The sequence below is a fragment of the Streptomyces sp. NPDC001787 genome (genome assembly GCF_040297465.1).
Taxonomy (GTDB): Bacteria; Actinomycetota; Actinomycetes; order Streptomycetales; family Streptomycetaceae; genus Streptomyces.
Genome location: NZ_JBEOZE010000043.1, coordinates 18,371 through 42,413, shown reverse-complemented (window position 1 = coordinate 42,413; position 24,043 = coordinate 18,371). Strand labels below are relative to the sequence as shown.

The window sequence follows — 24,043 nt, the reverse complement described above, 5'->3', positions numbered from 1 at the left end:
GTCAGCCCCAGAGCTTCTTGTAGTTGGCCTTGTCGGTGTCGGTCGGCTCGGTGATCGGCATGGTCACCAGCGGGGCGGGCCACATGAGCGACGCCACCTGCTCGGACTTGTGACACAGGCCCAGGGCGTGCCCGAGTTCATGCGCGGCGACGTGCCGGCGCAACTCGGTCGAGGCGTACTTCCCGGGTTTGTCGAGGGACTTGCGGTTGAGGTGGATGACATCGGTGTCCGCCACACCGCCGTGGTGCTCGTAATAGGCACCCTTGCCATCGGCCTTGCTGTAGTCGCGCCAGTCGAGGTCGTTGACGGTCGTGGCACTGTCCGGCCGGATCTTGATCCGCGACAGCGAACCGGTCTGCCAGACCTTCCCGGCCCAGGTGCGCGCGTCGTCGTACTTCGTCGCGGACGTCCACCGGATCTCACCGTCGTCGACCGCCGAGTCCGAGCGCCGCTCCCGCTCCCCCGCCACACACCCGGCGGCCCCCTTCACCCCCGCCGCCCCGCGCACCCCCGTCGCTCCCGTCACCTGTTCCCCGTAGGCGACCGCGGTGGCCGAGACGGCAGTGGTGGTGGCGCACGCGAGTGCGACCAGCACACGGACCGGATCCATCGGAGGCTTCACAAGCGCTTCTCCTTCGCAGGTGAGAGGCACCGTACTGAGGCCCGCGCCCCACAGGGAACGGTACGGGCGGGCATTCACTCCGGAGGGGGAAGAGAGGGGAGCGGCCGGTACGCCGAGGGGGCCGCCCGGCACCGCGAAGAGCCCTCGACGCGTCCGGCCGGCCCGTACATCCCGCCCGTGCGGCCGATCCGTGCGGCGCCTGTCAGTCCCTGCCGGCCATCCAGATGGTGAGGCTGTTGGCGATCCGGTGGATGCTGTCCTCGGTGACGACCTCGTGCTCGCGGCGGGCCGTATCGCGGCGCACGACCTCGTAACCGCCCTCGCCCCGGAGCGTGACCGAGGCGTGCCAGCGCGGCTCGTCCTCGTAGGGCTCGATGACGACGAAGGTGTTGTCCGAGTCGTTGAGGTCGCTGAACAGCATGTACAGCGCGTCCTCGGACGGGTCGTCGATGATGTCGCCGTCCTCGCTGACGGCACGGTAGTACGAGGCATCCATCGGAACTGTCCCCCTCTTCGGCCCACCGGCCCGGTCACCGGCTCGATCACCCCAGCGTGGCACGCGGGTCCGACAGCCGGGCCGGGCACGGACGCACACGGGCCCGACGACCCGGCCGGGCACGGACGCACGCGGGCCCGACGACCCGGCCGGGCACGGACGCACGCGGACACGCCCCGGGCGGCCGGGGCCACCCCAACCGCCCGCCCCGAACCGCCCCGCCCCCGCCGGTCCTTCGGTGCCGCTCAGCCCGCCGGCCGCTCCACCGGAATCCACAGCGCCGCGTCGGCCCGCGTCCCGTCGTCCGAGACGCGCACGCTCACGATCTCCGGCCCCGGCCTGCTCCGGTACGGGTTCGACGGGAACCACTGCGTGAACACGTCCCGCCACAGGTACTGGAGCGCCTGCGGGAAGGCGCCCGCGCTCTCGAAGACGGCCCATGTGCCCGCCGGGACGTCCAGGGCCTCCATGTCCTCCGGCGCCTCGGCGCGCGTCACCACGCCGTGGTAGTAGTCGAGTTCGGTCCCCTCGGCCCGGCTCGGGTCGAGATGGTCACTCACCCCGACGATCCCCTCCGGCTCCTGGTCCGACAGCTCCGCGATCCGCCGCAGCGTTTCCTTCCCCATGCCCCGGATGAACGCGGCTATCGCCGGGTTCATCCCCTCGTGGACGAGCGATACCCGGGTCTTCCTCCCGACCACGCGGAACCGCTCCCTGTCCACGATCCGGTAACGCATGCTGCTGCTCCCCTCGATGACGAGGCGGAAGGACATCCGCGGCTGGGACTGCAGAGCCGCACCGGTCCGCCGGGCCTCGCCCGGACCCACCCCGTGCATCGCGCGGAACGCACGGGCGAAGGCCTCGCCCGAGCCGTAGCCGTAGCGCGTCCCGACGTCCAGCAGCGTCCGCTCACCGCCGAGCACCTCGGCCCCCGCCACGGTCAGCCGCCGACGCCGGATGTACTCCGACAGCGGGATGCCGGCCAGCGCGGAGAACATCCGGCGCAGGTGGTATTCCGATGTCAGGGCGATCCGCGCGAGTTCGGCCACGTCGATCGTCCGGTCGAGGTGCGACTCGACGTACTCCATGGCCTGGTTCAGCCGCTCCAGCATCCCGGCCCCTTCCTTCTCGATTCACCCACGCCGGAAGCACCCCACACCGCCCCCGGCATTCCGACCGGGCCCCGTGGAAGCGCCCCCGGGTCTGCCCAGCACAGCTGAACCCTCACACGAGCGAACCAACAGGAAACGGGCACCCAACCGTCCCGTTCACCCCCGGCGCGCCCGCGCGAACAGCCAAGGCCGGGTACCGATGGCCAGACTCCGGCTTTCGCCTTGTGAATACCGCTCCGTATGTTAACGAGAGTGATCGCACCGACGGAGGAAGCCATGGCCTGGGAAGAGTGGGAGCAGATCAAAGCGGATGTGACCAGCCGACATGCCGGCCAGATGCAGCTGAACCAGCTCGCTCCGGCGACAGGAGGCGTCGCCCCGGATCTCGCCTCGAACCCGGCGGAGAAGCAGGCAGCGGCGAAGGCCATCAATGACGATCTGGAGCACGATGTCGAAAGAGACGGCAAGCACGCTGCTGAGAGCGTGAACGCGGCAGTCAAGGAGTTCGGCGCCAGAGACGGTTATGGCTGGGAAACTTCCCGTGAGTTGAAGAAGGCACACAAGACGTGGGAGAAGCAGGTCAAGGCGCTGCTCAGCCGCCTCGCGTGGGAGAAGCGCGCCCTGGGAAAGACGGGCATCGACTTCCAGAACAATGATCTCGATATCGCTGCACATCTGGCCCGGCAGTCCCGGATCGACAACTGCTGACCAGCCGACCTACCGGCTCCAGGGGGATGTGTGCCGACCTACCACGAAGTGATGAGCACTGACCTGTCCAAGCTCACCGCAGCCGCCGACAAGTGGGGCGAGATGGCAGTCAGGTTCAAGACGATCGAGGAGCAGTACAAACGAGATGTCCATGGAGTCTCGCGCGGAGAGTCGTGGGCAGGCCTCAGCGCCGACGCCGCTGACTACCGGTTCACCGTGACGCTCAAGGAACTCCGGGGTGCGCAGAAGGAGGCCAAGGCGGTCGCCTCCATCCTGCGCGATGCCCACACTCAACTCGTCGATCTCCGGAGCAGGGTGGAGGCAGTGCGCGCCGATGCCGTCAAGGACGGCATGCGAGTCTCCGACCAGGGCGATATCGCCTTCGACACCGAGTTGCTCAGCCAGAGCGCGCGCACCGCGTACGTGCACGACCCCAGCTATCAGGAAAGTGCCCACGCGAAGGCGGCCGAGTGGGCTGACCGCCTCGGCCAGGCGGTCAAGGCGATCACCGACACCGACGACGGCATCGGACTCGCACTTGCAGCCGCCGTACTCGACTCCGATGTCCTGGACGGCACGTTCAACGGCTTCAACGGACACCCCACAGACAGTCCCTACCCTTCCCTGGAGGAGGCCGGCAAGGCCGCAAACATGCCAAAGGAGAGGAAGGCTGTAGCGGAGTGGTGGCGCGACCTCGATCCGGTCACCCGCGGCATCCTGCTGAGCGAGCGCAGCGACGAGCTGCGAGCGGCAGGGATCCTGGACCCCCTGTACAAATGGGCGTCCGCCGACGACGGCTCGGGAACCTTCGACGTGGAGGAGCCCACTCCCCACGACCTATGGATCCTGGCTCGGGCAGAGGCGATCGCCACTGGAGGTGACATCACGGGAGAGGTCGCGGCGTCCCGCAACATGGAGCACTACCTTCGCGGCACCGGGGAGCCGCTCGACCTTGATGTCGACCGCATTCTGCACGACGATTCCGGGTTTCGGACCGAGATCGACACGCTTCACATCGCCGAGAACCGGGAGGGATGGCGCCAGAAGGCTCTCGCTGAGTTCGAGAAGGCCGGTAGCGACAGGACAGTCGTCGTTCCCGTGGAGAGCCAGGCGCTTGGACGGACGTTCGGTGAGGATGAGTGGTTCCACGCGGTCGGGTCGCACCAGCAGAACGTGTCGGGCCTGGTAACCGTCAGTCCGGGCGAGGGCGGCAAGCCCAAAGTCTCGCTCGACTATCAGGTCAACGTGTGGGACCGCTACAACTGGGACGCCGGCAAGTCGACGACGTTTCCCGGTGGGATCGTCATCCCGGACGTGGACATGGGACGACTGCACAAGGTGGGCTTCGCTCAGGAATTCGACCTGCGCGGCAACAGCTCCACTTTCACCCAGGACCTGAACAGTGGCTCCGCCCCCGGGGCAACACCGGCAGACCCGGGCCGCGAAGGCTCGCGCGGGGACGTCTCGCGCGGGGACGAGGAGAACAGGTGAACACTCGACACACGCTCTTGCCCAGCCTGTTCGTTGCTCTCGGCGCCACACTGCTCGTCACCTCGTGCTCGACGGTCGGCGCGGACGATCCGGACGTGAGCGGCGGACGAACCTCCCACTGGGGAAAGGACGTCGGCGCCCCCGAGGCCTCCGCCTTCATGAAAGTGGAGGTGCCGGAGGGCGCGGCGGAGGTGAAGGGGGCCGTTCAGGTCAATCCGCAGGAGGACATCTACTTGCTCTCCTTCGTCACCGACGAGAAGACCGCCGTGCGGATGGCAGAGGATCTGCGCCCCGAACAGCCCCTGCGCACCAGGGATCATGACCTTCCGCCCGCGACCGAGCTCTTCGGGCACCTCGGTCTCGCCGAGCCCCAGACCGAGAAGAGCGCCCGTTGGGCGGGGGTGTGTCCGCCGTGCGTGGGTGACGAGCGACGGAGTGAGGTCGCATGGATCGAGATCCACGTCCTTGAACTGGACGCCGAGAAGACCCGGGTGTACATGCAGGCGTTCTGACCCTGCCCGGGAGCACGGAATTCGCCGACCGGGCTTCTCGTCGTACGGAATGCCTGTGGCGCGTCGCGGAGTACACCGCCTCGGCCTCCTGCCCGGTCGCCTCCCGAGCACAGACCCTGTGGTCCTCCTCGACTCCTGAGAAGGGCCACAGGGCTTCGGTGATCGATCGCAGTTCGGTTCGGCTGCTGAAGCGGCGCTTGGGGGCCGGCCTGCCCTCAGCCCTTCACCGTGAAGTCCGCCCGCAGCAATGCCTCGTCACGGGAGGACGGGCCCACGAGCAGTTCGAAGCGGCCCGGCTCCACGATGCGGTGGCCCTCGGCGTCCACGAGGGTGCAGTCCGCGACCGGCAGCTCGACCGGGACCACCCGCGACTCCCCCGGGGCCAGGGACACCTGGCGGTAGGCCTTCAGCTCCTTCTCGGCCCATGTCACCGAGGTGACGGTGTCGCTGACGTACACCTGCACCGTCTCCAGTGCGGGCCGCGTGCCCGTGTTGGTGAGCCTGACCCGCGCCCGCACCGTGTCGCCCGGACCGACGAGCGGGGTCCGCACCTCCAGGTCCGCGTACTCCACCGTCGTATAGCTCAGCCCCTCGCCGAACACGAACGCCGGGCTCTGTGTGAGGTCCGCGTACCGCGTGCCGTGCTGGCCCCGTACCTGGTTGTAGTACGTCGGCTGCTGGCCCGCGTGGCGCGCGAAGGACAGGGGGAGCCGGCCGGTCGGTTCGATCAGGCCGAGTACGAGTTCGGCGACGGCCCGGCCGCCGAGCATGCCCGGGTTGAAGGCGTGCACGATCGCCGCCGCACGGTGTGCGGACGGCGGCAGCACCAGCGGCTTGGAGCTGATGACCACGACGACGAGCGGCTTGCCCGTCGCCGCGAGCGCGTCCAGCAGTGCGACCTGGTCGCCGACGAGTTCCAGCGTCGCGGTGGACTTCCCCTCACCGACCAGTTCGATACGGTCGCCGACGACCGCGACGACGTGGTCGGCCGCCTCCGCCGCCGCGACCGCCTCGCCGATCAGCGCCGCGTCCGGCGCGGCGGGGACGACGACCTCCGGCCGGGGCTGCCCGTCCGGGAAGAACGCGCCCTCCGGGTCCGGTCCCACGGTGAGGATGCGGGCGCCCCGTGCGTACGAGACGTTCCAGCCGGCCGGCACATGGTCGCGGAAGCCGTCCAGCACCGTACGGATCATCCCGCGCGGCTGGCCGTCCGGCAGCCAGTCGGCCTGGCCGGAGGAGCCCGCCCAGTCGCCGAGCTGATTCTGCGCGTCGTCCGCGTTGGGCCCGACGACGGCGACCGTACGCGGTACGGGACCGGACGCCCCGGGAGCGGACACCGCGCGCCCGCCCGCACCGGCCACGAAACCGCCGGACAGCGGCAGCGTCCCGTCGTTCGCCAGCAGCACCAGCGAGCGCCGGGCCGCCTCCAGGTTCAGCGCCGCGTGCTCGGCGCCGCCGATGAACTCGGCCTGGCGGGCGGCGTCGGGCCGGCGCGGGTCCTCGAAGAGGCCCAGCTCGAACTTGAGCGTCAGGATGCGGCGTACGGCGGCGTCGATCTCCGCCTCGTCGAGCGTGCCGTCGGCGACGGCCTCCTGGGCCCCCTCGAAGAAGGCGGGTGTCGTCATCACCATGTCGTTGCCCGCGCGCACCGCCGCCGCCGACGCCTGCGCGGCGTCGGCGTACACCTTCTGCTCCCAGACCATGCGGCCGACGTTGTCCCAGTCGGTCACCAGCGTGCCGGTGTAGCCCCACTCGCCGCGCAGCACATCGTTGAGCAGCCAGTTGTTCACCGTGATCGGTACGCCGTCCATCGACTGGTAGCCGAGCATGAACGTGCGGCAGCCCTCGCGCGCCACCCGCTCGAACGGCGGCAGGAACCACGACCGCAGCTTGCGCCGCGAGAGGTCCGCCTCGCTCGCGTCCCGGCCGCCCTGGGTCTCGGAGTACCCCGCGAAGTGCTTCGCGCACGCCAGGATCGCCGTCGGGTCGCCCAGCCCGTCGCCCTGATACCCGCGCACCATCGCCGAGGCCAACTCGCCGATGAGGAACGGGTCCTCGCCGAACGTCTCGCTGACCCGGCCCCAGCGCAGGTCCCGCGTGATGCACAGCACCGGCGAGAACGTCCAGTGCACCCCGGTCGCCGAGACCTCGACGGCCGTCGCCCTGGCGATCCGCTCCACCAGCTCCGCGTCCCAGGTCGCGGCCATGCCGAGCTGCGTCGGGTAGATCGTGGCGCCCTGCCAGAAGGAGTGCCCGTGGATGCAGTCCTCCGCGACCAGCAGCGGAATCCGCAGCCTGGTGCGTCCGGTGGCCTCGGCCGCTTCCAGCACGCGTTCGGGCGAGGCGTGCAGGATCGATCCCACGTGCAGGTCCTCGACGAGGTGCCGCACTCCGTCCTTGGCGTTCAGCTGGAGCATCTGGCCGGTCTTCTCCGGCAGCGTCATACGGCCGAGAAGGTCGTCGACCCGCTCCGCGACGGGCAGCGCGGGGTCGAGGTAGGGCGGGAAGAGACCCACAGGAGTTCCTTTCAGGACGTCACTCCACACATCACCGCATCACCGTACGCCGAATACCGACCGAGTGGTAAGTATGTGACTGTGACAGCCTGACGGGACAGCCGTCCGAGGGACCGGGAACAGTCGGGAGAGTGCGAGTGACCGCCGAAGCGGGGCGTGGCTACGCCAAGGGCCGGGCGAAGCGCCGCGAGATCCTCGACCAGGCCATGGCCATGTTCGGCGAGGCCGGATACCGGGGCGCCTCACTGCGCGTCATCGCGACCCGCTGCGGCATCTCGCACCCCGGCCTCCTGCACCACTTCCCGACGAAGGAGTCCCTGCTCCTCGCGGTCCTCGAACACCGCGACGACGTGGACGGCGAATGGCTCGCGCTCGACACCGCCAAGGGTGTCGACCATCTGCGCCGGCTCGCCGACCTGGCCGCCCTGAACGCCACGCGGCGCGGCATCGTCGAACTGTTCTCGGTGGTCGCCGCCGAGGCGACCTCCGCCGACCACCCCGCCCACGCGTATTTCGTCCGCCGCTACCGGACCTCGGTGGCCAACACCGAACGCGCCTACCGCGAGGCCCGCGACGAGGGTGCCCTGCGCGCCGGCATCGACCCGTCGGCCGCCGGCCGGCAACTGATCGCCCTCATGGACGGCCTCCAGGTCCAGTGGCTCCTCGGCGACGGCGAGACGGACATGGCGGGCGTCCTGCGCGCCCACGTCCGGGCCCAGCTCACCGTCGACTTCTGACGCCGCCTGTTGGGGTCATCCGGTCACGGGGGGGTGACCCCAGCCACCCTCATCGCCGGTTTCGTGCGGCGGCCCCGCGTCCACGAACGGCGCCTCCGTCGCGGGACCGGCCGTGCCCTTCGTCACCGAACAGCCTGAATGGGGACGCCCGTTCGGGAAGTATGGGGTTCTGCGGGCCCAGGCATACACTCCCGAAAGGTCTCCGGAAGTGATCGAGAAGATGGCAGAGGAACGATGAGCGCCGACCTCCACTGGCTCATGTCCGGCTACAGCGGCAATCGGGGCGGCAGCTGTACGGAGGCCGCCGCCTGTCCCCGCACCGTCCGCGTCCGGGACTCCGAGGACCCCGCCGTCCCCGCGCCCTCCCTCTCCCCCGGCGCCCGGTCCTCCCTCCTCGGTCACGCGGCCGGATCAGCTGTCTGAGCCGTGACTGCGACAACGGGGGAATGCCTCGCCTGCGGACGGGAAATCGAGGAAGCCGCCGGGCCGGACCGGACGCCCGCGTACTGCACCCAGGCCTGTCGCCAGCGCGCGTACCGGGAGCGAGAACAGCCCTCCGCCCTCCCCGTGCGGGAATTGATCGCCGATCTCGGGGACCGGCTGCGGAAGCTGCGACCGGTGCCCGGGGACGCCTTCCATGCCGACGTCGAGGCGCTGTCCGGCCCGTTCGCGCAGCTGCGGCGCATCGCCCGGCAGGCACGTGCGGACGAGCGCGGGGAAGAAGGCGTCACACCTGAACCCGTGACGCATCCGACGGCCTCCCCCTCCACCGACGACGACTTCGCCGCACTCTCCGAGCAGTACGGGCGTGAGCTGCGGGTGCACTGTTACCGGCTGCTCGGTTCGTACGACGAGGCCGAGGACCTGACACAGGAAACGTTCCTCCGGGCCTGGCGGGCGCGGGACGCGCTCAGCGGTGTCACCCGGCCCCGGGCCTGGCTGTACAAGATCGCCACCCGGCTGTGTCTGGACTTCCTGCGCAGGCACGACCGGCGCCCCACGACGTACGCGCCCGTCCCCGGCGTGGACTCCGGCGTCGGACCGCCGCCCGTACGAGTGGCCTGGCTGCAGCCGTTCCCCGACGGCCAATTGCCCGGCAGGCCCGCTCCGGCGCACGAGCCGGACGCGGCGGCCGTGGCGAGCGAGACGCTGGAACTGCTCTTCCTGACCGCCGTGCAGAAGCTCCCCGCACGACAGCGGGCCGCCGTGATCCTGCGGGACGTCGCCGGGTGGTCCGCCCAGGAGACGGCCGAACTGCTCGGCTCCGGTACGGCATCGGCGAACAGTGCTGTCCAGCGGGGCAGGGCCGCCCTGCGGCAGGCGCTGCCGGGGCGCCGGGAGGACTGGTCGGTGCGCGAACCCGGCGCCGGGGAGACGGCGCTGGTGCGGCGCTACATGGATGCCGTGGCGCACCGCGACATCGACGCGATGGTGGAGCTGGTGCGGGAGGACGTGGTGCTGACGATGCCGCCGAACCCGTTCTGGCTCACGGGGCGCGACGCGCTCCTCAGGTTCCTGCGCCCGAACCTCGATCCGGCGTCACCGAAGTTCGCGGGGCACTGGCGGACCGTGCCGGTGCGCGCCAACGGCCGTACGGCGATGGCCGGTTACCTTCAGCGACCCGGCACCAGCGTCTACCGGGCGCAGCTCATCGACGTCCTGCGCATCGAACCGGGCGAGGACCGGATCGCGGAGATCACCACCTTCGAACCTCATCTGTTCCCGGCCTTCGGGCTTCCGATGACGCTGTGAGGCGTGGCGGCGTACGGGTCTGCGGGATCTGGACGGCCGGCGTCATCGACACCCTCACCGTGGAGAAGCCGGCCGGGGCTCCCGTCACGAGCGACGCCGACGCGGAGGGCATCCGCGACCACCTGAACAGTCTGCGGATGACGAAGCGCTCGCCCGCGGTGGCCGGCATCGCCACTCTGGCGACGTTCCTCGTCTCCGACGCGGCGGCGGCGGTCATCGCAACCTGGGTCAACGCGGCGGCGGGCATGTTTCCCAGCTGCCCCGGCTGCCACCGGCCGACCCCGCCGGGGCAGCCGAACCCGGGCGGTCCGGCCGGTCCGGGCGGCTCGCGGATCGACGCCGGGCACCACAGCCTCCTACGGCGTGGGCGCGATCGTCCCGACCCGCAGGTACTTCGCGAACTTGATGTGGCCGAGGGGCGCATAGCCTGCGTCGCCACTGCCCGGCGGCGTCGATCCGTACTCGGACGTGAAGCTGAACTCCCCGGCGTTCTTGACGTTGAACGCGCCGTACTCCTGCAGCGCCTTCGCGACCATTCGCTCGTACGGCTTGAGCGAGGTCTCGGCGTCGATGTCGTACGAGCGGTCCAGCCAGATGAACTGCCCCAGCCGCCAGCGGCCTTCCCCCTTGCCGTCGCTCCCCACCGCGGGAAAGACATGCCGGCCGTTGTTGTCCGGGGTGCCGAAGCTCAGGGCGTGGTCGATCCGGCCGGCCTTCCACTCCGCGCGGGTGATCATTCCGGCGAGGCGGGACAGACCGCTGCCGGTCTCCTGGCCCGTGACGGGGACCGACGAGCCCCGGATGTCGGACACAGCTCCCCATTCGCAGCTGGGCCTGCCGTCCCGCACCTCGGCCCGCCAGCACTCCACCGCCCGCCCGTCCGGTCTGATCACCACCGCCCACTCACGCCCGGCCGCCGGGGCCTTCCACGAGGCGTCCCAGGGCAGGTCGACACCTTCGAAGGGGTTGGGCCCCCATTGTCCGACGTGCTTGCGCGGGGTGACTTCGTAGGCCGGAGTGCCGGAGGTGGCCCGGTACACCAGGGAGCCCGCCGTGCCGGTGTACAGCTCGACCCGGCCCGGGGCGAGCAGGTCGGTGACCATCCGCGCGGAGTCGGGCGCGAGGCGGGGACGCGGGTGCCGCCGGTTGAAGGCGTCGTCGGCGGCGAAGAAGCGGGGGGAGCCGGCGGCAGTGTCCGGCGCGGGCGGGTCCTGCCCGCGCCGGTTCACGAGAACTGCTCCGGCGACCACCAGGGCGAGCGCGAGGGTTCCGGCGGCGGCGACGAACGGCCACCGCCGTCTCTGCGGCGGTGGCGGTGCCGTGTCCAGCTCGGCCTGCGCCGCCAGCCACCGTTGTTCCCATTCCGTACGGTCACCGCCGCAGGCTTCCACGTACGCCAGGGCGACTTCGAGGGAAGGCAGTTGGCCGCCCTTCGCGGCGTGGGAGAGTGCGCTGGGCGACTGGCCCGTACGCGCGGCCATCTGGCGGTACGTCGGACCGTCCGCCGCGCTGCGGAGGGCTCGTAACCCGAAGGCGAACCGCTCCGCCGTACTCCCCACCGGATCGTCCGGGGGTTGCTGTGATGCTGCGACCACCTGTCCGTCCTCCAAGCCATGGGCGGTGCCCGTCCATGTTGTGACGTCTGGTCTGCCCTCCCGAGTCTAAGGGCTGTCCCGTAGTCCCTGGTGGGCGTGCGACGACAGTCGCTCGGAGCAGGGCCGATCCGGGGAAAAGGGGCTCCCGCGGTCGCCCACGGCGGAAAATGGACCGCATGGACCAAGGATGGGCAGCCTTGTTCGGAGCCGGTGTGGGCGTCGTCGGAACCCTGTGCACCTCGGCGTTGACGTATTCATCCGCCCGGCGGCAGGCACGTGACCAGGGGGCGGTCGATCACGAGCGGACACTGCGGAGCGAACGCCGGGAGGCCTACCTCGTGTTCATGCAGGCGGCGGAGCCGGTCGACAACGTGCTGCACCGGGTCGCGCACCAGGACGGTGTACCGGCCTCCGCGCGGGACGCCCCGCCCGCGCCCGATGTGCTGAGCGCGGCCGTGACGGAGCTCGGTGGCGCGGTGGACGCGCTCTACAAGGCGCAGGCACAGCTCGATCTCATGGGCCCGGAGGCCGTGGCCGCCGAGGCCGTGAACGTGTGGTCGGACGTGCGGTCCCTGCGGGCATATCTCGAAAGGGTGCTCCACGGAATGCGCGAAGGACTGCCGGACGCCGCGTACCGCACCGGCCTCGAAGACGCCGTCGATGCCGTGGAGATGAGCCGGGAGAGGTTCACCCGGCGCGCCCGCGAGGTGATCGTGACTCCTCCGTGAGGCCGGCGGGAGCTCCGCCGCCGCCCGTGACGCGCCACAACGGAGGCCGCCGCAAATGACGTTGACCCGCGCCGTGCCCGTAACAGAGCATCGCCGCATATGACTACCACCGAACCGCACTTTCCCGCGCCCGAGTCACCGCGCCCCGTCGCCCTGATCACCGGGGTCGGCCGCACCGTGGGCATCGGTGCGGGCATCGCGCGGCGGCTGGCCGCCTCGGGCTGGGACATCGCCTTCACCTACTGGACGCCCTACGACAAGCGCATGAGCTGGGGGGTGGAGGAGGGCGCCGCGGCGGCCATCTCCGACAGCCTCCATCCGGCGGGCGGGCGGACGGCCGCCATCGAGGCGGACCTCTGCGACCCCGACGCCCCGGCGAGGATCTTCGACGAGGCCGAACGCCGCCTCGGGCCGGTCACCGCACTCGTGATGTGCCACGCCGAGTCCGTGGACTCCGGCCTGCTGGACACCACCGTCGAGAGCTTCGACCGCCACTTCGCCGTCAACGCGCGTGCCACCTGGCTGCTGATCCGCGAGTACGGGCTGCGCTTCCGCTCCGCCCCGGGGGCCGGCCGGATCGTCGCGCTCACCAGCGACCACACCGTCGGCAACCTCCCTTACGGCGCGAGCAAGGGCGCCCTCGACCGCATCACACTGGCCGCCGCCCACGAGTTCGCCCATCTGGGCGTCACCGCCAACGCCGTCAACCCGGGACCGGTGGACACCGGCTGGATGACCGAGGACGTGTACGAGGCGTGTCTGCGCGCGACGCCCCTCGGCCGCCTCGGCACCCCGCAGGACACCGCGCACCTCGTGGACTTCCTCTGCTCGCCCCAGGGCCAGTGGATCAACGGTCAGCTGCTGAAGAGCAATGGCGGATCCGCTTCCTGAACCATGTCCGAAATTGCAAGTCGCCGTGGCATGTGTGCCTTTGGCCGAACGTCTACTGTGGCCTGGTCCAGTAGTGCACAGGGGGTCGCATGCACAACGAAGGTATGGCCGACGGCAGAGCGGGCGAAGGGGCTGCCGGTGGTCCCGACGACCGGTGGGCGGCCAACGACCTCCAGCGTGCCGACGCACAGGCGCCGCAGGAATGGCCGCAGACGCCACCGCGGGCGGAACCTCCTGTCACCAGCACGGTGATCGACGGCCGCTACGAACTGATGTCGCCGATCGGCAGCGGCGGCATGGGCGAGGTCTGGAAGGCGTACGACAGACGGCTCCGCCGCTTCGTCGCCGTGAAGGGGCTGCTCGACCGGAACGCCATGACCGCCACCACGCAGGCCGAGGCCATGCAGCGGGCGCGGCGCGAGGCGGAGGCCATCGCGAAGATCGAGCACGAGAACGTGGTGACGGTCCACGACCAGGTCGAGACCGACAACCAGGTCTGGATCGTGATGAAGCTGCTCGAAGCCAGGTCGCTGGCCGATCTGCTGAGCAGCGAGAAGGTGCTCGCCGTCCCGCGAGCGGCCGACATCGGCCGGCAGATCCTGCGGGGGCTGCGGGCGGTGCACGACGCGTCGGTCGTCCACCGCGACGTGAAGCCGGGCAATGTGCTCGTCCGCGACGACGGGCTCGTGATCCTGGTGGACTTCGGCATCGCCAAGTTCGACGGCGGTGCGCAGGTGACCCAGCACGGGGGCGTCCTCGGCACACCCCCGTACCTGGCGCCCGAACTCTTCGCCCCGGGGGCCCCGGCTCCCACTCCCGCGTCCGACCTGTGGGCGCTGGGGATCACGCTGTACGTGATGGTCGAGGGACACGCGCCCTTCGGCGGCAACGAGATCTGGGAGGTCCAGGAGCAGATCCGGAACTCCCCGGCACCCGCCTTCCGGTACGCCGGGCCCCTGGCGCCGGTCATCCAGGGGCTGCTGACCACGGACCCGCAACGCCGCCTGAGCGCCGCCGGAGCGGAAGAGATGCTCCGGAGCGTCCTCGGGGGGCCCGCCACGCCGAACTCCACCCCGCAGCCCGGCCCGCAGCCCGGAACGGACCCCGCCGCGGACCCCGTGCCGCCCGCGGCGGGCCCGGCCGCCGAGGCCGTCCGCCCTCCGACGCCCACGCCCACCCCCACCCCCACGGCCGCGTCCGTCCCCAGCCCCGCGCCCGCGTTCGGCCCCGCGCCCGCGTCCGCCCAGCCCGCTCCCGCCCCCTCGCCGGGCCCGCGGGAAGCCGCACCCCCGACCCCCGCCACCCCCGCACCCGCCACCCCTCCGGCGGCCGGCGGGAAGGTGCGCCGGACGTGGCTGAAGGTGTCCACGGCGGCCGTGTGCGTCGCGCTGCTGGCCACCGCCGGCTGGCTCGTCACGAAGGGCGGCTCGAAGCCGGACGGCAAGACGGGCGGGATCGCCGCGCCGGTCCGGACCGGCAAGCAGCCCCTGTGGAAGGACGACCACCCCCGGCTGAAGGTCGGCGTCAAGGACGACCAGCCCGGTCTGAGCAAGTACGACAGGAAGAGCAAGTCCTACGCGGGATACGACATCGACCTGGCCTACGAGCTCGCCGACCGCATGGGCTACGCGCCGGACGAGGTCGACTTCACCACCGTCGCCACCGACTACCGCAGCACGGCGCTGAAGACCAAGAAGGTCGACCTGGTCATCGCCTCGTACAGCATCACGCCCGAGCGGAAGACCGCGTCGCCGGGGGGATACAGCGTCGACTTCGCCGGGCCGTACTACGAGGCGAGCCGGGAGTTCCTGGTGCGCGAGAAGTCGGCCAAGTACGACATCCGCGACACCAGCGACCTGCGCAAGCTCAAGGTCGAGGTGTGCACCGCCCGGGACTCGACGTACGAGAAGGAGCTCCCCAAGAAGGGCTTCACCATGGCGAAGGCGCAGCCGAACACCTACCAGGACTGCCTGGACAGGCTCCTGGACAAAAAGTCCGAGGTCTACGCGGTGGCCTCGGACGACGTCATTCTCGCCGGGTACGTCAGGGACAACCCGGGCAAGGTGCGGCGGCTGGAGCCCATCGACGGCGCGGAGGGCTACGGCGTGGCCATGCGGCCCAAGACCCCGCTCCTGAAGGGCGAGGTGTGCACCGCGCTGAAGGACATCCTGGACAGCAAGGTCTGGGACGACCTGTACATGGACAACCTGTCGCCCCTGATGGGCGGCGGGAACCCGCCCGGCCGCCCCGACCTGGACGAGTGCCCCGCCCCCTGACCCGTCACCGCTCGGGGAACCGCTCCCCGCACGCGCCGCAGAACACGGGCGCGGACTCGGCCGACAGCCGCCCGCACTCCGGACAGACCCGGTCCAGCAGACAGGGGGCCTCGCCGCCCTCGCCCTCGTACGCGGCCGGCGGGGGCTTGATCGTCAGTCCGGGACGGCGGCGGTGGACGGTGAGGTAGGTCAGGCCGTCCGGGCCCGCGCTGAGGGCGCGGCGGGAGGTGCGGGGCAGCCAGGTGACCGTGCTCGGGGTCAGCGGCAGGGATTCCTCCGGCCCGCCGGCGAGCCGTCCGCTGCCCGCGAGGACGACCAGGAGCACGTCCAGGACGTCCTCCCGGTGCTCCCCGACCTCGGCGCCGGGCGGCAGGCGCACCAGGTTGGCGTCCAGCTCACGTCCTGGTTCGGCCAGTTGCCACAGGGCTCCGCGCGCGTCCGGCGCGGCGGCGGAGAGCAGGTCGTTCAGTACGGTCAGGACCTGGGGGGTCGCGTTCACGCCGACCAGGCTACGCGGCGGCGCGGTCCGGCGCCCGCGTAGTGTGTCCCCTTCGACTCCCCCAACTCGATGTCCCCGCCGCGCCGTTCCCCGGGAGGAAGCAACCATGGTCCGCGCACCGGACGAGAAGTACCCGCCGGTCGAGCCGTACGAGCGAGGCATGCTCGACGTGGGCGACGGAAACCTCGTGTACTGGGAGGTCTGCGGCAACCCGCGCGGCAAGCCCGCGCTCGTCGTCCACGGCGGTCCGGGCTCCGGGTGCACCGAGCGGCCCCGGCAGTACTTCGACCCCGAGCGGTACCGCGTCGTGCTCTTCGACCAGCGCAACTGCGGCCGCTCCACCCCGCACGCGAGCGACCCCGCCGCCGACATGCGGCACAACACCACGCACCACCTGATCGCCGACATGGAGCGGCTGCGCACCCATCTGTCCATCGACACCTGGCTGTTGTACGGGGGCTCCTGGGGCTCCACGCTGATCCTCGCGTACGCCGAGCAGTATCCGGAGCGGGTCTCGGAGATCGTGATCCCGGCGGTCACCACGACCCGGCGCAGCGAGATCGACTGGCTGTACCGGGGCGCGGGTCAGATCTTCCCGGAGGCCTGGGACCTGTTCCGGGCGGGCGTACCGGAGGCGGCGGGCCCCACCGGCCTGGTCGCCGCGTACGCCCGGCGGCTGGAGAGTCCGGACGCGGCGGTACGGGAGCGGGCGACGGCCGACTGGTGCGCGTGGGAGGACGCGGTGCTGTCGCAGGAGGCGTACACGGGGCCCGCCCCGTACAGCGGCAGGCCCGGCCACGCGCAGCAGGCACTGGTCCGGATCTGCTCGCACTACTTCTCCCACGGCGCCTGGCTGGAGGAGGGGCAGCTGATCCGGGACGCGGGCCGGCTGGCCGGGATCGACGGGGTACTGGTGCACGGCAGGTTCGACCTGGGCGGACCGCTGACCACCGCCTGGGAGCTGGCCAAGGCGTGGCCGGACGCCGAGCTGACGGTGATCGACGGCGCGGGGCATCTGGGCGGGCCCGCGACCAGCAGGGCGGTGCTCGCCGCCCTGGACCGCTTCGCCGGTCGCGGGTAGTCCGCGGCCGTCCGGGGGCCGGGAGGTCCGGGGGCGTGGGTAGTCCCCGACCGTCCGGGGGGTCGGAAGTCCAGGGGGGCGCGGGGAGTCGGAATCGGGGCGCGGTGAGTCCGGGGGCGCGGGTCCCCTTGCTTCGAGCGCGCTCGAAGGCGTTGGCTTGGGAGTCATGAAGTACACGCAGCTCGGACGCACCGGACTCAAGGTCAGCCGACTCGTCCTCGGGACGATGAACTTCGGCCCCCAGACGAACGAGCCGGACAGCCACGCCATCATGGACGCCGCGCTGGACGCGGGTCTGAACTTCTTCGACACGGCCAATGTCTACGGCTGGGGCGAGAACAAGGGGCGCACCGAGGAGATCCTCGGCACCTGGTTCGCCCAGGGCGGCGACCGTCGCGACAAGGTCGTGCTCGCCACCAAGGTCTACGGCAACATGGGCACGGACGGCGAGGCGTGGCCCAACCACGACAAGCTCTCCGCCCTCAACATCAGGCGGGCCGTCGACGCCAGCCTCCGGCGGCTCCAGACCGACCACATCGACCTGTACCAGTTCCACCACGTCGACCGGTCCACCCCGATCGAGGAGATCTGGCAGGCCATCGACGTACTGATCCAGCAGGGCAAGATCCTCTACGCGGGCTCGTCCAACTTCTCGGGCTACAAGATCGCCCAGGCCAACGAGCGGGCCCGGCAGCGCGGCAGCTACGGCCTGGTCAGCGAGCAGTGCATCTACAACCTGATGGAGCGCGGCGCCGAGATGGAGGTCATCCCGGCCTCCCAGGAGTACGGCCTCGGGGTCATCCCGTGGTCACCGCTGCACGGTGGGCTGCTCGGCGGCGCGATCCGCAAGGAGCGCGAGGGCGGCGGCGCCCGGTCCACCTCGGGCCGCTCCGGCGACGCGCTCGCCGACCCGAAGGTCCGGGCGCAGATCCAGGCGTACGAGGACCTGCTCGGCAAGCACGGCCTGGAGCCCGGCGAGGTGGGTCTCGCCTGGCTGCTGACCCGGCCGGGCATCACCGGGCCGATCTCGGGCCCGCGCACGCGCGAACAGCTCGACTCGGCGCTGCGCGCGGTCGAGCTGGAGCTCTCGGACGAGGTGCTGTCGTCGCTGGAGGAGATCTTCCCCGGCCCCGGCCCGTCGCCGGAGAACTTCGCCTGGTAGCGGGGCGGCCGGGATCCGGCCGGAGGGGACGGCCAGGTGATCCGGACCGGGTGCGGCACCGTCTCGCGGGGACGGGGAGATCCGGGGGCCGGAGCGTCGTGGGTCAGCCGTGATAGCTCCGGGCCCGTGGGTCGGGACGGGTCGCGCCGAGGATGAGCTGTTCCAGTTCCGGGTCGTTCCAGGGCCGGTCGGCCGTGAGATCACGGCGGCGTCCGCCGGCGATGTCCGCGAGCAGACCGGCGTGCGCGCCGGCCGGATCGCCCCGGTAGTCGGTGATGCGGAGCCCGGTCCACGCCCAGTAGAGGGCGGCGCCGAGCGCGAAGAGTTCCGCCGGCGCCGTCAGCGGGACGTGCCGGTCCTCGCCGGTGGCCGCGAGCTGCTCCGCGATCTCCGGGGCGATGACGTGGATCAGCCCGCCCCGGTAGGGGTGCGGCAGCGGCAGGCCGGGGTGGTGGGCGTTGTCGAAGTCGATGAACTCGATGACGTCACCGGCGAGGAGCACGTTCTCCGTCTGCATGTCGCCATGGATCCACCCGGCTCCGTGCAGCCGTTGCAGGGCGGCGAGCGCGGCGCGGGCCGTCCGGCGCATGGTGGCGCGCCGGTCGTCGGTGGCACGGCCGTCGCGGGCCGGGGCGAAGACCTCCCACACGCTGGAGCCGTCGACCCAGGGCACGGCCAGCCACCGGCCGCCCGCCCCGTCACCGTGCCGGGCGCCGGGGTGGAGGCCCTGACGCCGGCGCAGTCCGTACGCGGCGGTCTCGTGCCCGAGGTGCCCGCGGGCACCGGGTACGGCGGTCTTGACGGTCCAGTCACCCGCCCGCCACACGTTCGCGCCCTTCCGGCCGCTGAGATGCTCGGGCGGTCCGTCGACACCGAGGGCGTCGAGCGCGACGGAGACCAGGGCGGTGGACGAGGCGGTGGGTTCCATGACCGGGGTCTCCGCAACAGGCGTCGGGTGGGTACGTGGCCCCGGCCGGCCGGGCGTTTCGGGACCGGTGGCGCCGGTACGCGACCGGAGCGGCCCGTACATCGGCCGCTCGCCCGGCAGCCGGATGCCTGTGCCGTCAGGCGGCCGTCGTCATCCGCCGAGGGCAGCCGCCACGGCGACAACAGCGAACATCAGCACGAGTGCGGCGGCCATGATGCGGTTTCTGGTCTTCGGGTCCACCCTTCGAGCCTAACCGCACCGCTCACCGTCCGAGCGGCCAGGCTCGCACCACCTCGTAGCGCGGCTGTTCCCCGGGCACCCCGTCCACGGGCAGGTTGCTCCGTACGAGACTCAGCTCACCGGCCTCCCAGTGCAGCCCCTCGAACCCGTCGAGGGCGGCGGTGAAGGGGGTCAGGTCGGCCGCGGTCCGGCTCCGGGCCAGGGTGAGGTGCGGGGTGTAGCGGTGGTGCTCCTCCATCGGCAGCCCGGCCCGGCGGGCCGCGGCGTCGGCGCGCTCGGCGAGCAGCCGCAGGGTGTCGAGCCCGCCCGCCGCCCCGGCCCACAGCGCCCGCCCGTCGAAGCGCCCGACCCCGTGTATGCGCAGGGGGAAGGGCTCGGTGCGGTGCGCGGCGCGCTCCATCCGCGCATACAGCTCGGGCAGCACGGCCTCGTCCACCTCGCCGAGGAACGCCAGCGTGTAGTGCCAGCCGGCCGGCGCCGTCCAGCGCAGGGTCCGCGCTCCGGGCAGCTCGTGGAGCGGGGCCACGGCCCGGCGCAGCTCCTCGACGGCCGGTTCGGGCGGCAGGACGGCCGCGAAGAGTCTGACGGTGTTCCCGCTGTTCCCACTGCTCATGCCCGCGAGTCTCCCAGCTCCGGGCGTGTCGCGGGAGCCGGGCCTCACGTCGGGGACCGGCGGCTTCCCCTGCGGCCGGCCGCGCTCCCCGGATACGCGGAACCGCCCTCTTCCCGTGCGGGAGAGGGCGGTTCCGTGGGCTCACGCGGCCGTCGCCAGTTGCTCGCGCGGGACGAACCGTACGTGCGGGCGGCCGGCGCGGAGGTCGACCTTGAGGCGGAGGCCGCCGACGCGGGCCAGCATGAAGCCGACCGCCAGGGCGGCGACCATCGAGATCACACCACCGGCCGCGAAGCCGGTGCGGGCACCGTAGGTGTCGCTGATCCAGCCGACGATCGGGGCGCCCACCGGCGTACCCCCGGCGAAGACCATCATGTAGAGGCTCATCACCCGGCCCCGCATCTCGGGGTCGGCGGCCATCTGGACGCTGGTGTTCGCGGTGATGTTCGTCGTCAGGCCGATCATGCCGATCGGGACCAGCAGGATCGCGAACAGCCACACCGACGGCGACAGCGCCGCGGCGATCTCCAGCAGGCCGAAGGCCGTACCCGCGGCCACCAGCATCCGCAGCCTGGTGGAGCGGCGGCGGGCGGCGAGCAGCGCACCGGCGAGGGAGCCGGCCGCCATCAGGATGTTGAAGAACGAGTACATCCCGGCACCGCCGTGGAAGATCTCGTCCGCGAAGGCGGTCAGCCAGATCGGGAAGTTGAAGCCGAACGTGCCGACGAATCCGACCAGCACTATCGGCCAGATCAGTTCCGGGCGGCCGGAGACATAGCGCAGACCCTCGCGCAGCTGGCCCTTGGCGCGGGGGACGGTGACCGAGGCGTGCATCTCGTCCGTGCGCATCATCATCAGGCCGATGAGCGGCGCGAGGAACGACAGCCCGTTGAACATGAAGGCCCAGCCGCTGCCGACGGTGGTGATCAGGACACCCGCGACGGCGGGGCCGATGAGCCGGGCGGACTGGAAGTTCGCCGAGTTGAGGCTGACCGCGTTGCGCAGCTGCGCCGGGCCGACCATCTCGGAGACGAACGACTGGCGGGCCGGGTTGTCCACGACCGTGACCATGCCGAGCAGGAAGGCGATCAGGTAGACGTGCCAGACCTCGATGGCGCCGGAGAGTGTCAGGACGGCGAGGGCGATACCGCAGAGGCCGAGCATGGCCTGGCTGACGAGCAGGATCTGCCTCTTCGGGAGGCGGTCGGCGATCACGCCGCCGTACAGGCCGAAGAGAAGCATGGGGAGGAACTGAAGCGCCGTCGTGATACCGACGGCGGTGGCGGAACCCGTGAGGCTCAGGACGAGCCAGTCCTGCGTGATGCGGGACATCCAGGTACCGGTGTTGGAGATCACGGCGCCCGTGGCGAACAGGCGGTAGTTACGGATCTTCAGCGACGAGAAGGTCCCGCCGGTCTTGCTCTCGTGGGTGGAAGTCGGTGCGGGGGCGGAGTCTGCTCCGGATCCCGTACTCAAAGGGGTTCGCCTCCTCGGGCGTAGACGGCTCGCTGTCTGACGGGGACGTGACGGCGGGCGCTCCGGTCCGTGGTCCGGGGCGCCCGCGGGGTCACAGGTGGGCGAGCTTCTCCAGCACGGGCGCCGCGGCCCGCAGCGTCTCCCACTCGTCCTCGTCCAGGCCCTCGGCGAGGGTGGTCAGCCAGGCGTTCCGCTTGGTGCGGCTCTCCAGGAGCATGGCCTCGGCCTGCTCGGTCTGGCTGACCATCTTCTGCCGACGGTCATCGGGGTGCGGTTCGAGCCGGACCAGTCCCTTGGCTTCGAGCAGGGCGACGATGCGGGTCATCGACGGGGGCTGCACATGCTCCTTGCGGGCCAGCTCACCGGGGGTGGCCGAACCGCAGCGGGCAAGGGTGCCGAGCACCGACATCTCGGTGGGGCTCAGCGACTCGTCGACGCGCTGGTGCTTCAGTCGTCGGCTCAGCAGCATCACGGCGGAGCGAAGGGAGCTCACGGCGGCGGCACTGTCGCCGTCGTGGATCAGGTCAGGCATGTTTGTTAGCGTAACTCATTAGCCACCCTAAATACCACTCGATGGTACACGCGCGAGAACTTGCTCACCCGAACGAGTGATTCGGAAGCGGAAAGTGACACGGAACGCGCGCCTGGGCGGCGACCCTGCTTGTCATGGGATCGACAGTGCTCAGCCTGCGGATGGACGGTGAGCTGCTCGACCGGCTCCGGCAACACGCCGCGAAACGCGGAATGAGCGTCCAGGACTATGTGGTCCGGACGCTCATTCGCGACGACTTCGACGAACGCTTCAAGGCGGCCGTCGACGAGACGGAGAAGTTCTACGGGGCCGAGGCCGGGGTGGACCCGGCGGACCGGGTCACCTGAGCGGCCCGGGGAAGCCCAGGGGCCACGGTCAGGTGAGGCCGAGGGCCGGCATCGCGTAGTAGAAGACGAAGACCGCCGACACCACGTACATGGCCACCGGGACCTCACGGCCGCGGCCGGCCGCCAGCCGCAGCACGCTGAAGGCGATGAAGCCGATGCCGATGCCGTTGGTGATCGAGTACGTGAACGGCATCATCACCATGGCCAGGAAGGCCGGGATGGCGAGCGTGTAGTCGCTCCAGTCGATGTCCTTCACCGAGCCCGCGATGATCAGGAAGCCGACCGCCAGCAGGGCGGGGGTGGCCGCCTGCGAGGGCACCATGGTCGCCAGCGGCGTCAGGAACAGCGCCACCGTGAAGAGCAGACCGGTCACCACACTCGCGAAGCCGGTGCGGGCCCCCTCACCGACACCCGCCGTGGACTCCACGAAGCAGGTCGAGGCGGACGAGGAGCTCGCGCCGCCCGCGGCCACCGCGATGCCGTCGACGAACAGCACCTTGTTGATGCCGGGGAAGTTGCCGTCCTTGTCCGTCAGCTTCGCCTCGTCGCCGACCCCGAGGATGGTGCCCATCGCGTCGAAGAAGCAGGACAGCAGCACGGTGAAGACGAACAGGACGCCGGTCAGGACGCCGACCTTCTCGAAGCCGCCGAACAGACTGACCTCGCCGATCAGCCCGAAGTCGGGCGTGGCGACCGGGTTGCCCGGCCACTCGGGAACGGTCAGCCCCCAGGCCTGGCCCGGCAGATCGGCGACGGCGTCGATGATCAGCGCGACGACCGTCATGGCGACGATGGAGATCAGGATCGCGCCCGGCACCTTGCGGACGATCAGCGCGAGGGTGAGCAGCGCGCCGAGGACGAAGACCAGGACCGGCCAGCCGTTGAGGTGACCGTCGCCGCCGAGCTGGAGCGGCACGGTGGTGTGGGCGGCGTCCGGGATGCGGGAGACGAAGCCCGAGTCGACCAGGCCGATCAGCAGGATGAAGAGACCGATACCGATCGCGATGCCCTTGCGGAGCGAGGCCGGTACGGCGTTCATCACGCGTTCCCGCAGCCCGGTCGCGACGAGCAGCATCACGACGAATCCGGCGAGGACGACCATGCCCATGGCGTCCGGCCAGCTCATCCGGGGGGCGAGCTGGAGGGCGACGACGGTGTTGACGCCGAGGCCCGCGGCCAGCGCGATCGGCACATTGCCGATGACGCCCATCAGCAGGGTGGAGAAGGCGGCCGTCAGCACCGTGGCGGTGACCAGCTGGCCGCCGTCGAGCTGGTGCCCGTACATGTCCTTCGCGCTGCCGAGAATGATCGGGTTCAGCACGATGATGTACGCCATCGCGAAGAACGTGGCGAACCCGCCGCGGATCTCCCGGGCGACCGACGACCCCCGCTCGGAGATCTTGAAGAACCGGTCCAGGCCGCCGTGTGGCTGCGGGGCCGGGGGCTGCTGGGAGTCGACCGGAGCGGTGGCCGAGGGGGACATGTATGACCTCAGTCGTACGTAGGAGGAATCAAGGACCGAAAAGTGGTCAACCTTGGACTTTCAGACGAACAATTCGAGCCAGTCGAAAGCAGATTCAGTATGAATACATAAGGCGAAGATCGCTATCTCCGCGCGTAGACCCTTGGGCCGACTGCCCGGACGGCCTTTATGCGCGCCGCTCCGTACGGCGTGCGCACAGCCCGCGCACGGCGCGTACGCCGCTCGCGCCGGAGGGCCGTCCCGTCC

23 protein-coding genes are annotated in these 24,043 nt (G+C 70.9%); 12 read left to right on the top strand and 11 right to left on the bottom strand.

Annotated features, from left to right (window positions below; genetic code table 11):
* Position 1 precedes the first annotated feature (1 nt).
* From ABT170_RS36785 to ABT170_RS36775, 3 genes are all read right to left on the bottom strand, one after another.
* Positions 2 to 622, bottom strand: coding sequence for a matrixin family metalloprotease (locus ABT170_RS36785; RefSeq protein ID WP_329941069.1), 621 nt, complete (start codon positions 620 to 622; stop codon positions 2 to 4).
* Between the two features lie 202 nt (positions 623 to 824).
* Positions 825 to 1,118, bottom strand: coding sequence for a hypothetical protein (locus ABT170_RS36780; RefSeq protein WP_329941070.1), 294 nt, complete (start codon positions 1,116 to 1,118; stop codon positions 825 to 827).
* A 245-nt stretch (positions 1,119 to 1,363) separates the two neighbouring features.
* Positions 1,364 to 2,230 (bottom strand): AraC family transcriptional regulator, encoded by an 867-nt coding sequence (locus ABT170_RS36775; protein WP_351874851.1) that lies wholly within the window; start codon positions 2,228 to 2,230, stop codon positions 1,364 to 1,366.
* Positions 2,231 to 2,482: 252 nt separating this feature from the next.
* Between ABT170_RS36775 and ABT170_RS36770 the strand changes: the two genes are divergently transcribed.
* From ABT170_RS36770 to ABT170_RS36760, 3 genes are read left to right on the top strand one after another with little or no spacing between them, the layout of a single operon-like run.
* Positions 2,483 to 2,938: a hypothetical protein gene (locus tag ABT170_RS36770; RefSeq protein WP_502970622.1), complete on the top strand. Its 456-nt coding sequence runs from the start codon at positions 2,483 to 2,485 to the stop codon at positions 2,936 to 2,938.
* 51 nt (positions 2,939 to 2,989) lie between these two features.
* Positions 2,990 to 4,429 (top strand): hypothetical protein, encoded by a 1,440-nt coding sequence (locus tag ABT170_RS36765; protein WP_351874848.1) that lies wholly within the window; start codon positions 2,990 to 2,992, stop codon positions 4,427 to 4,429.
* On the top strand, positions 4,426 to 4,941 hold the full coding sequence (locus ABT170_RS36760) for a hypothetical protein (protein ID WP_351874845.1): 516 nt from the start codon (positions 4,426 to 4,428) through the stop codon (positions 4,939 to 4,941). The genes ABT170_RS36765 and ABT170_RS36760 overlap by 4 nt, the downstream gene beginning before the upstream one ends.
* Before the next feature lie 215 nt (positions 4,942 to 5,156).
* Here the strand turns inward: ABT170_RS36760 and ABT170_RS36755 are convergent, their stop codons facing one another.
* Complete coding sequence (locus ABT170_RS36755) at positions 5,157 to 7,457, bottom strand: exo-beta-d-1,3/1,6-glucosidase (RefSeq protein WP_351874842.1); 2,301 nt, start codon at positions 7,455 to 7,457, stop codon at positions 5,157 to 5,159.
* Positions 7,458 to 7,594: 137 nt separating this feature from the next.
* Between ABT170_RS36755 and ABT170_RS36750 the strand changes: the two genes are divergently transcribed.
* The 3 genes from ABT170_RS36750 to ABT170_RS36740 all read left to right on the top strand — a co-directional run bounded on the left by ABT170_RS36750 (position 7,595) and on the right by ABT170_RS36740 (position 9,946).
* Positions 7,595 to 8,194, top strand: a complete 600-nt coding sequence (locus ABT170_RS36750; protein ID WP_351874839.1) for a TetR/AcrR family transcriptional regulator — start codon at positions 7,595 to 7,597, stop codon at positions 8,192 to 8,194.
* Positions 8,195 to 8,428: 234 nt separating this feature from the next.
* Positions 8,429 to 8,617: a DUF397 domain-containing protein gene (locus ABT170_RS36745; RefSeq protein ID WP_351874836.1), complete on the top strand. Its 189-nt coding sequence runs from the start codon at positions 8,429 to 8,431 to the stop codon at positions 8,615 to 8,617.
* A gap of 3 nt (positions 8,618 to 8,620) precedes the next feature.
* Entirely contained in the window at positions 8,621 to 9,946 is a 1,326-nt protein-coding gene (locus ABT170_RS36740) for an RNA polymerase subunit sigma-70 (RefSeq protein ID WP_351874833.1), read from the top strand.
* 356 nt (positions 9,947 to 10,302) lie between these two features.
* On the opposite strand, the gene ABT170_RS36735 is transcribed toward ABT170_RS36740, so the two are convergent.
* On the bottom strand, positions 10,303 to 11,541 hold the full coding sequence (locus ABT170_RS36735; RefSeq protein ID WP_351874830.1) for a helix-turn-helix domain-containing protein: 1,239 nt from the start codon (positions 11,539 to 11,541) through the stop codon (positions 10,303 to 10,305).
* 176 nt (positions 11,542 to 11,717) lie between these two features.
* Between ABT170_RS36735 and ABT170_RS36730 the strand changes: the two genes are divergently transcribed.
* From ABT170_RS36730 to ABT170_RS36720, 3 genes are all read left to right on the top strand, one after another.
* Entirely contained in the window at positions 11,718 to 12,269 is a 552-nt protein-coding gene (locus ABT170_RS36730; protein WP_351874827.1) for a hypothetical protein, read from the top strand.
* Positions 12,270 to 12,368: 99 nt separating this feature from the next.
* A complete protein-coding gene (locus ABT170_RS36725) occupies positions 12,369 to 13,160 on the top strand; it encodes an SDR family oxidoreductase (protein ID WP_351874824.1) in 792 nt (263 codons plus the stop codon).
* Between the two features lie 89 nt (positions 13,161 to 13,249).
* The gene (locus ABT170_RS36720; RefSeq protein WP_351874821.1) at positions 13,250 to 15,436 is read left to right on the top strand and encodes a serine/threonine-protein kinase; all 2,187 of its coding nucleotides are present in this window, start codon (positions 13,250 to 13,252) and stop codon (positions 15,434 to 15,436) included.
* Between the two features lie 4 nt (positions 15,437 to 15,440).
* On the opposite strand, the gene ABT170_RS36715 is transcribed toward ABT170_RS36720, so the two are convergent.
* On the bottom strand, positions 15,441 to 15,935 hold the full coding sequence (locus ABT170_RS36715; RefSeq protein WP_329941080.1) for a hypothetical protein: 495 nt from the start codon (positions 15,933 to 15,935) through the stop codon (positions 15,441 to 15,443).
* A 106-nt stretch (positions 15,936 to 16,041) separates the two neighbouring features.
* On the opposite strand from ABT170_RS36715, the gene pip reads away from it, so the two are divergent.
* Positions 16,042 to 17,016, top strand: a complete 975-nt coding sequence (gene pip, locus ABT170_RS36710) for a prolyl aminopeptidase (protein WP_329941081.1) — start codon at positions 16,042 to 16,044, stop codon at positions 17,014 to 17,016.
* Positions 17,017 to 17,182: 166 nt separating this feature from the next.
* The gene (locus ABT170_RS36705) at positions 17,183 to 18,178 is read left to right on the top strand and encodes an aldo/keto reductase (protein WP_329941082.1); all 996 of its coding nucleotides are present in this window, start codon (positions 17,183 to 17,185) and stop codon (positions 18,176 to 18,178) included.
* 103 nt (positions 18,179 to 18,281) lie between these two features.
* On the opposite strand, the gene ABT170_RS36700 is transcribed toward ABT170_RS36705, so the two are convergent.
* The 4 genes from ABT170_RS36700 to ABT170_RS36685 all read right to left on the bottom strand — a co-directional run bounded on the left by ABT170_RS36700 (position 18,282) and on the right by ABT170_RS36685 (position 21,967).
* Positions 18,282 to 19,106 (bottom strand): protein kinase family protein, encoded by an 825-nt coding sequence (locus tag ABT170_RS36700; protein WP_329941083.1) that lies wholly within the window; start codon positions 19,104 to 19,106, stop codon positions 18,282 to 18,284.
* A 262-nt stretch (positions 19,107 to 19,368) separates the two neighbouring features.
* Complete coding sequence (thpR, locus tag ABT170_RS36695) at positions 19,369 to 19,959, bottom strand: RNA 2',3'-cyclic phosphodiesterase (RefSeq protein ID WP_329941084.1); 591 nt, start codon at positions 19,957 to 19,959, stop codon at positions 19,369 to 19,371.
* Between the two features lie 141 nt (positions 19,960 to 20,100).
* Positions 20,101 to 21,435: an MFS transporter gene (locus ABT170_RS36690; protein WP_329941085.1), complete on the bottom strand. Its 1,335-nt coding sequence runs from the start codon at positions 21,433 to 21,435 to the stop codon at positions 20,101 to 20,103.
* Positions 21,436 to 21,526: 91 nt separating this feature from the next.
* Positions 21,527 to 21,967, bottom strand: a complete 441-nt coding sequence (locus ABT170_RS36685; RefSeq protein ID WP_266932037.1) for a MarR family winged helix-turn-helix transcriptional regulator — start codon at positions 21,965 to 21,967, stop codon at positions 21,527 to 21,529.
* Positions 21,968 to 22,101: 134 nt separating this feature from the next.
* On the opposite strand from ABT170_RS36685, the gene ABT170_RS36680 reads away from it, so the two are divergent.
* The gene (locus tag ABT170_RS36680) at positions 22,102 to 22,314 is read left to right on the top strand and encodes a ribbon-helix-helix protein, CopG family (RefSeq protein WP_329941086.1); all 213 of its coding nucleotides are present in this window, start codon (positions 22,102 to 22,104) and stop codon (positions 22,312 to 22,314) included.
* A gap of 28 nt (positions 22,315 to 22,342) precedes the next feature.
* Here ABT170_RS36680 and ABT170_RS36675 read toward each other — a convergent pair whose 3' ends face one another.
* Positions 22,343 to 23,797: an NCS2 family permease gene (locus ABT170_RS36675; RefSeq protein ID WP_329941087.1), complete on the bottom strand. Its 1,455-nt coding sequence runs from the start codon at positions 23,795 to 23,797 to the stop codon at positions 22,343 to 22,345.
* Between the last annotated feature and the right edge of the window lie 246 nt (positions 23,798 to 24,043).

What these genes read in the sequence shown, in the direction of transcription:
- ABT170_RS36780 (WP_329941070.1), bottom strand. Translation starts at nt 1,118, where the DNA reads ATGGATGCCTCGTACTACCGTGCCGTCAGCGAGGACGGCGACATCATC.
- ABT170_RS36775 (WP_351874851.1), bottom strand. Translation starts at nt 2,230, where the DNA reads ATGCTGGAGCGGCTGAACCAGGCCATGGAGTACGTCGAGTCGCACCTC.
- ABT170_RS36765 (WP_351874848.1), top strand. Translation starts at nt 2,990, where the DNA reads ATGAGCACTGACCTGTCCAAGCTCACCGCAGCCGCCGACAAGTGGGGC.
- ABT170_RS36745 (WP_351874836.1), top strand. Translation starts at nt 8,429, where the DNA reads ATGAGCGCCGACCTCCACTGGCTCATGTCCGGCTACAGCGGCAATCGG.
- ABT170_RS36730 (WP_351874827.1), top strand. Translation starts at nt 11,718, where the DNA reads ATGGACCAAGGATGGGCAGCCTTGTTCGGAGCCGGTGTGGGCGTCGTC.
- ABT170_RS36725 (WP_351874824.1), top strand. Translation starts at nt 12,369, where the DNA reads ATGACTACCACCGAACCGCACTTTCCCGCGCCCGAGTCACCGCGCCCC.
- ABT170_RS36720 (WP_351874821.1), top strand. Translation starts at nt 13,250, where the DNA reads ATGCACAACGAAGGTATGGCCGACGGCAGAGCGGGCGAAGGGGCTGCC.
- pip (WP_329941081.1), top strand. Translation starts at nt 16,042, where the DNA reads ATGGTCCGCGCACCGGACGAGAAGTACCCGCCGGTCGAGCCGTACGAG.
- ABT170_RS36705 (WP_329941082.1), top strand. Translation starts at nt 17,183, where the DNA reads ATGAAGTACACGCAGCTCGGACGCACCGGACTCAAGGTCAGCCGACTC.
- ABT170_RS36700 (WP_329941083.1), bottom strand. Translation starts at nt 19,106, where the DNA reads ATGGAACCCACCGCCTCGTCCACCGCCCTGGTCTCCGTCGCGCTCGAC.
- thpR (WP_329941084.1), bottom strand. Translation starts at nt 19,959, where the DNA reads ATGAGCAGTGGGAACAGCGGGAACACCGTCAGACTCTTCGCGGCCGTC.
- ABT170_RS36685 (WP_266932037.1), bottom strand. Translation starts at nt 21,967, where the DNA reads ATGCCTGACCTGATCCACGACGGCGACAGTGCCGCCGCCGTGAGCTCC.
- ABT170_RS36680 (WP_329941086.1), top strand. Translation starts at nt 22,102, where the DNA reads ATGGGATCGACAGTGCTCAGCCTGCGGATGGACGGTGAGCTGCTCGAC.
- ABT170_RS36675 (WP_329941087.1), bottom strand. Translation starts at nt 23,797, where the DNA reads ATGTCCCCCTCGGCCACCGCTCCGGTCGACTCCCAGCAGCCCCCGGCC.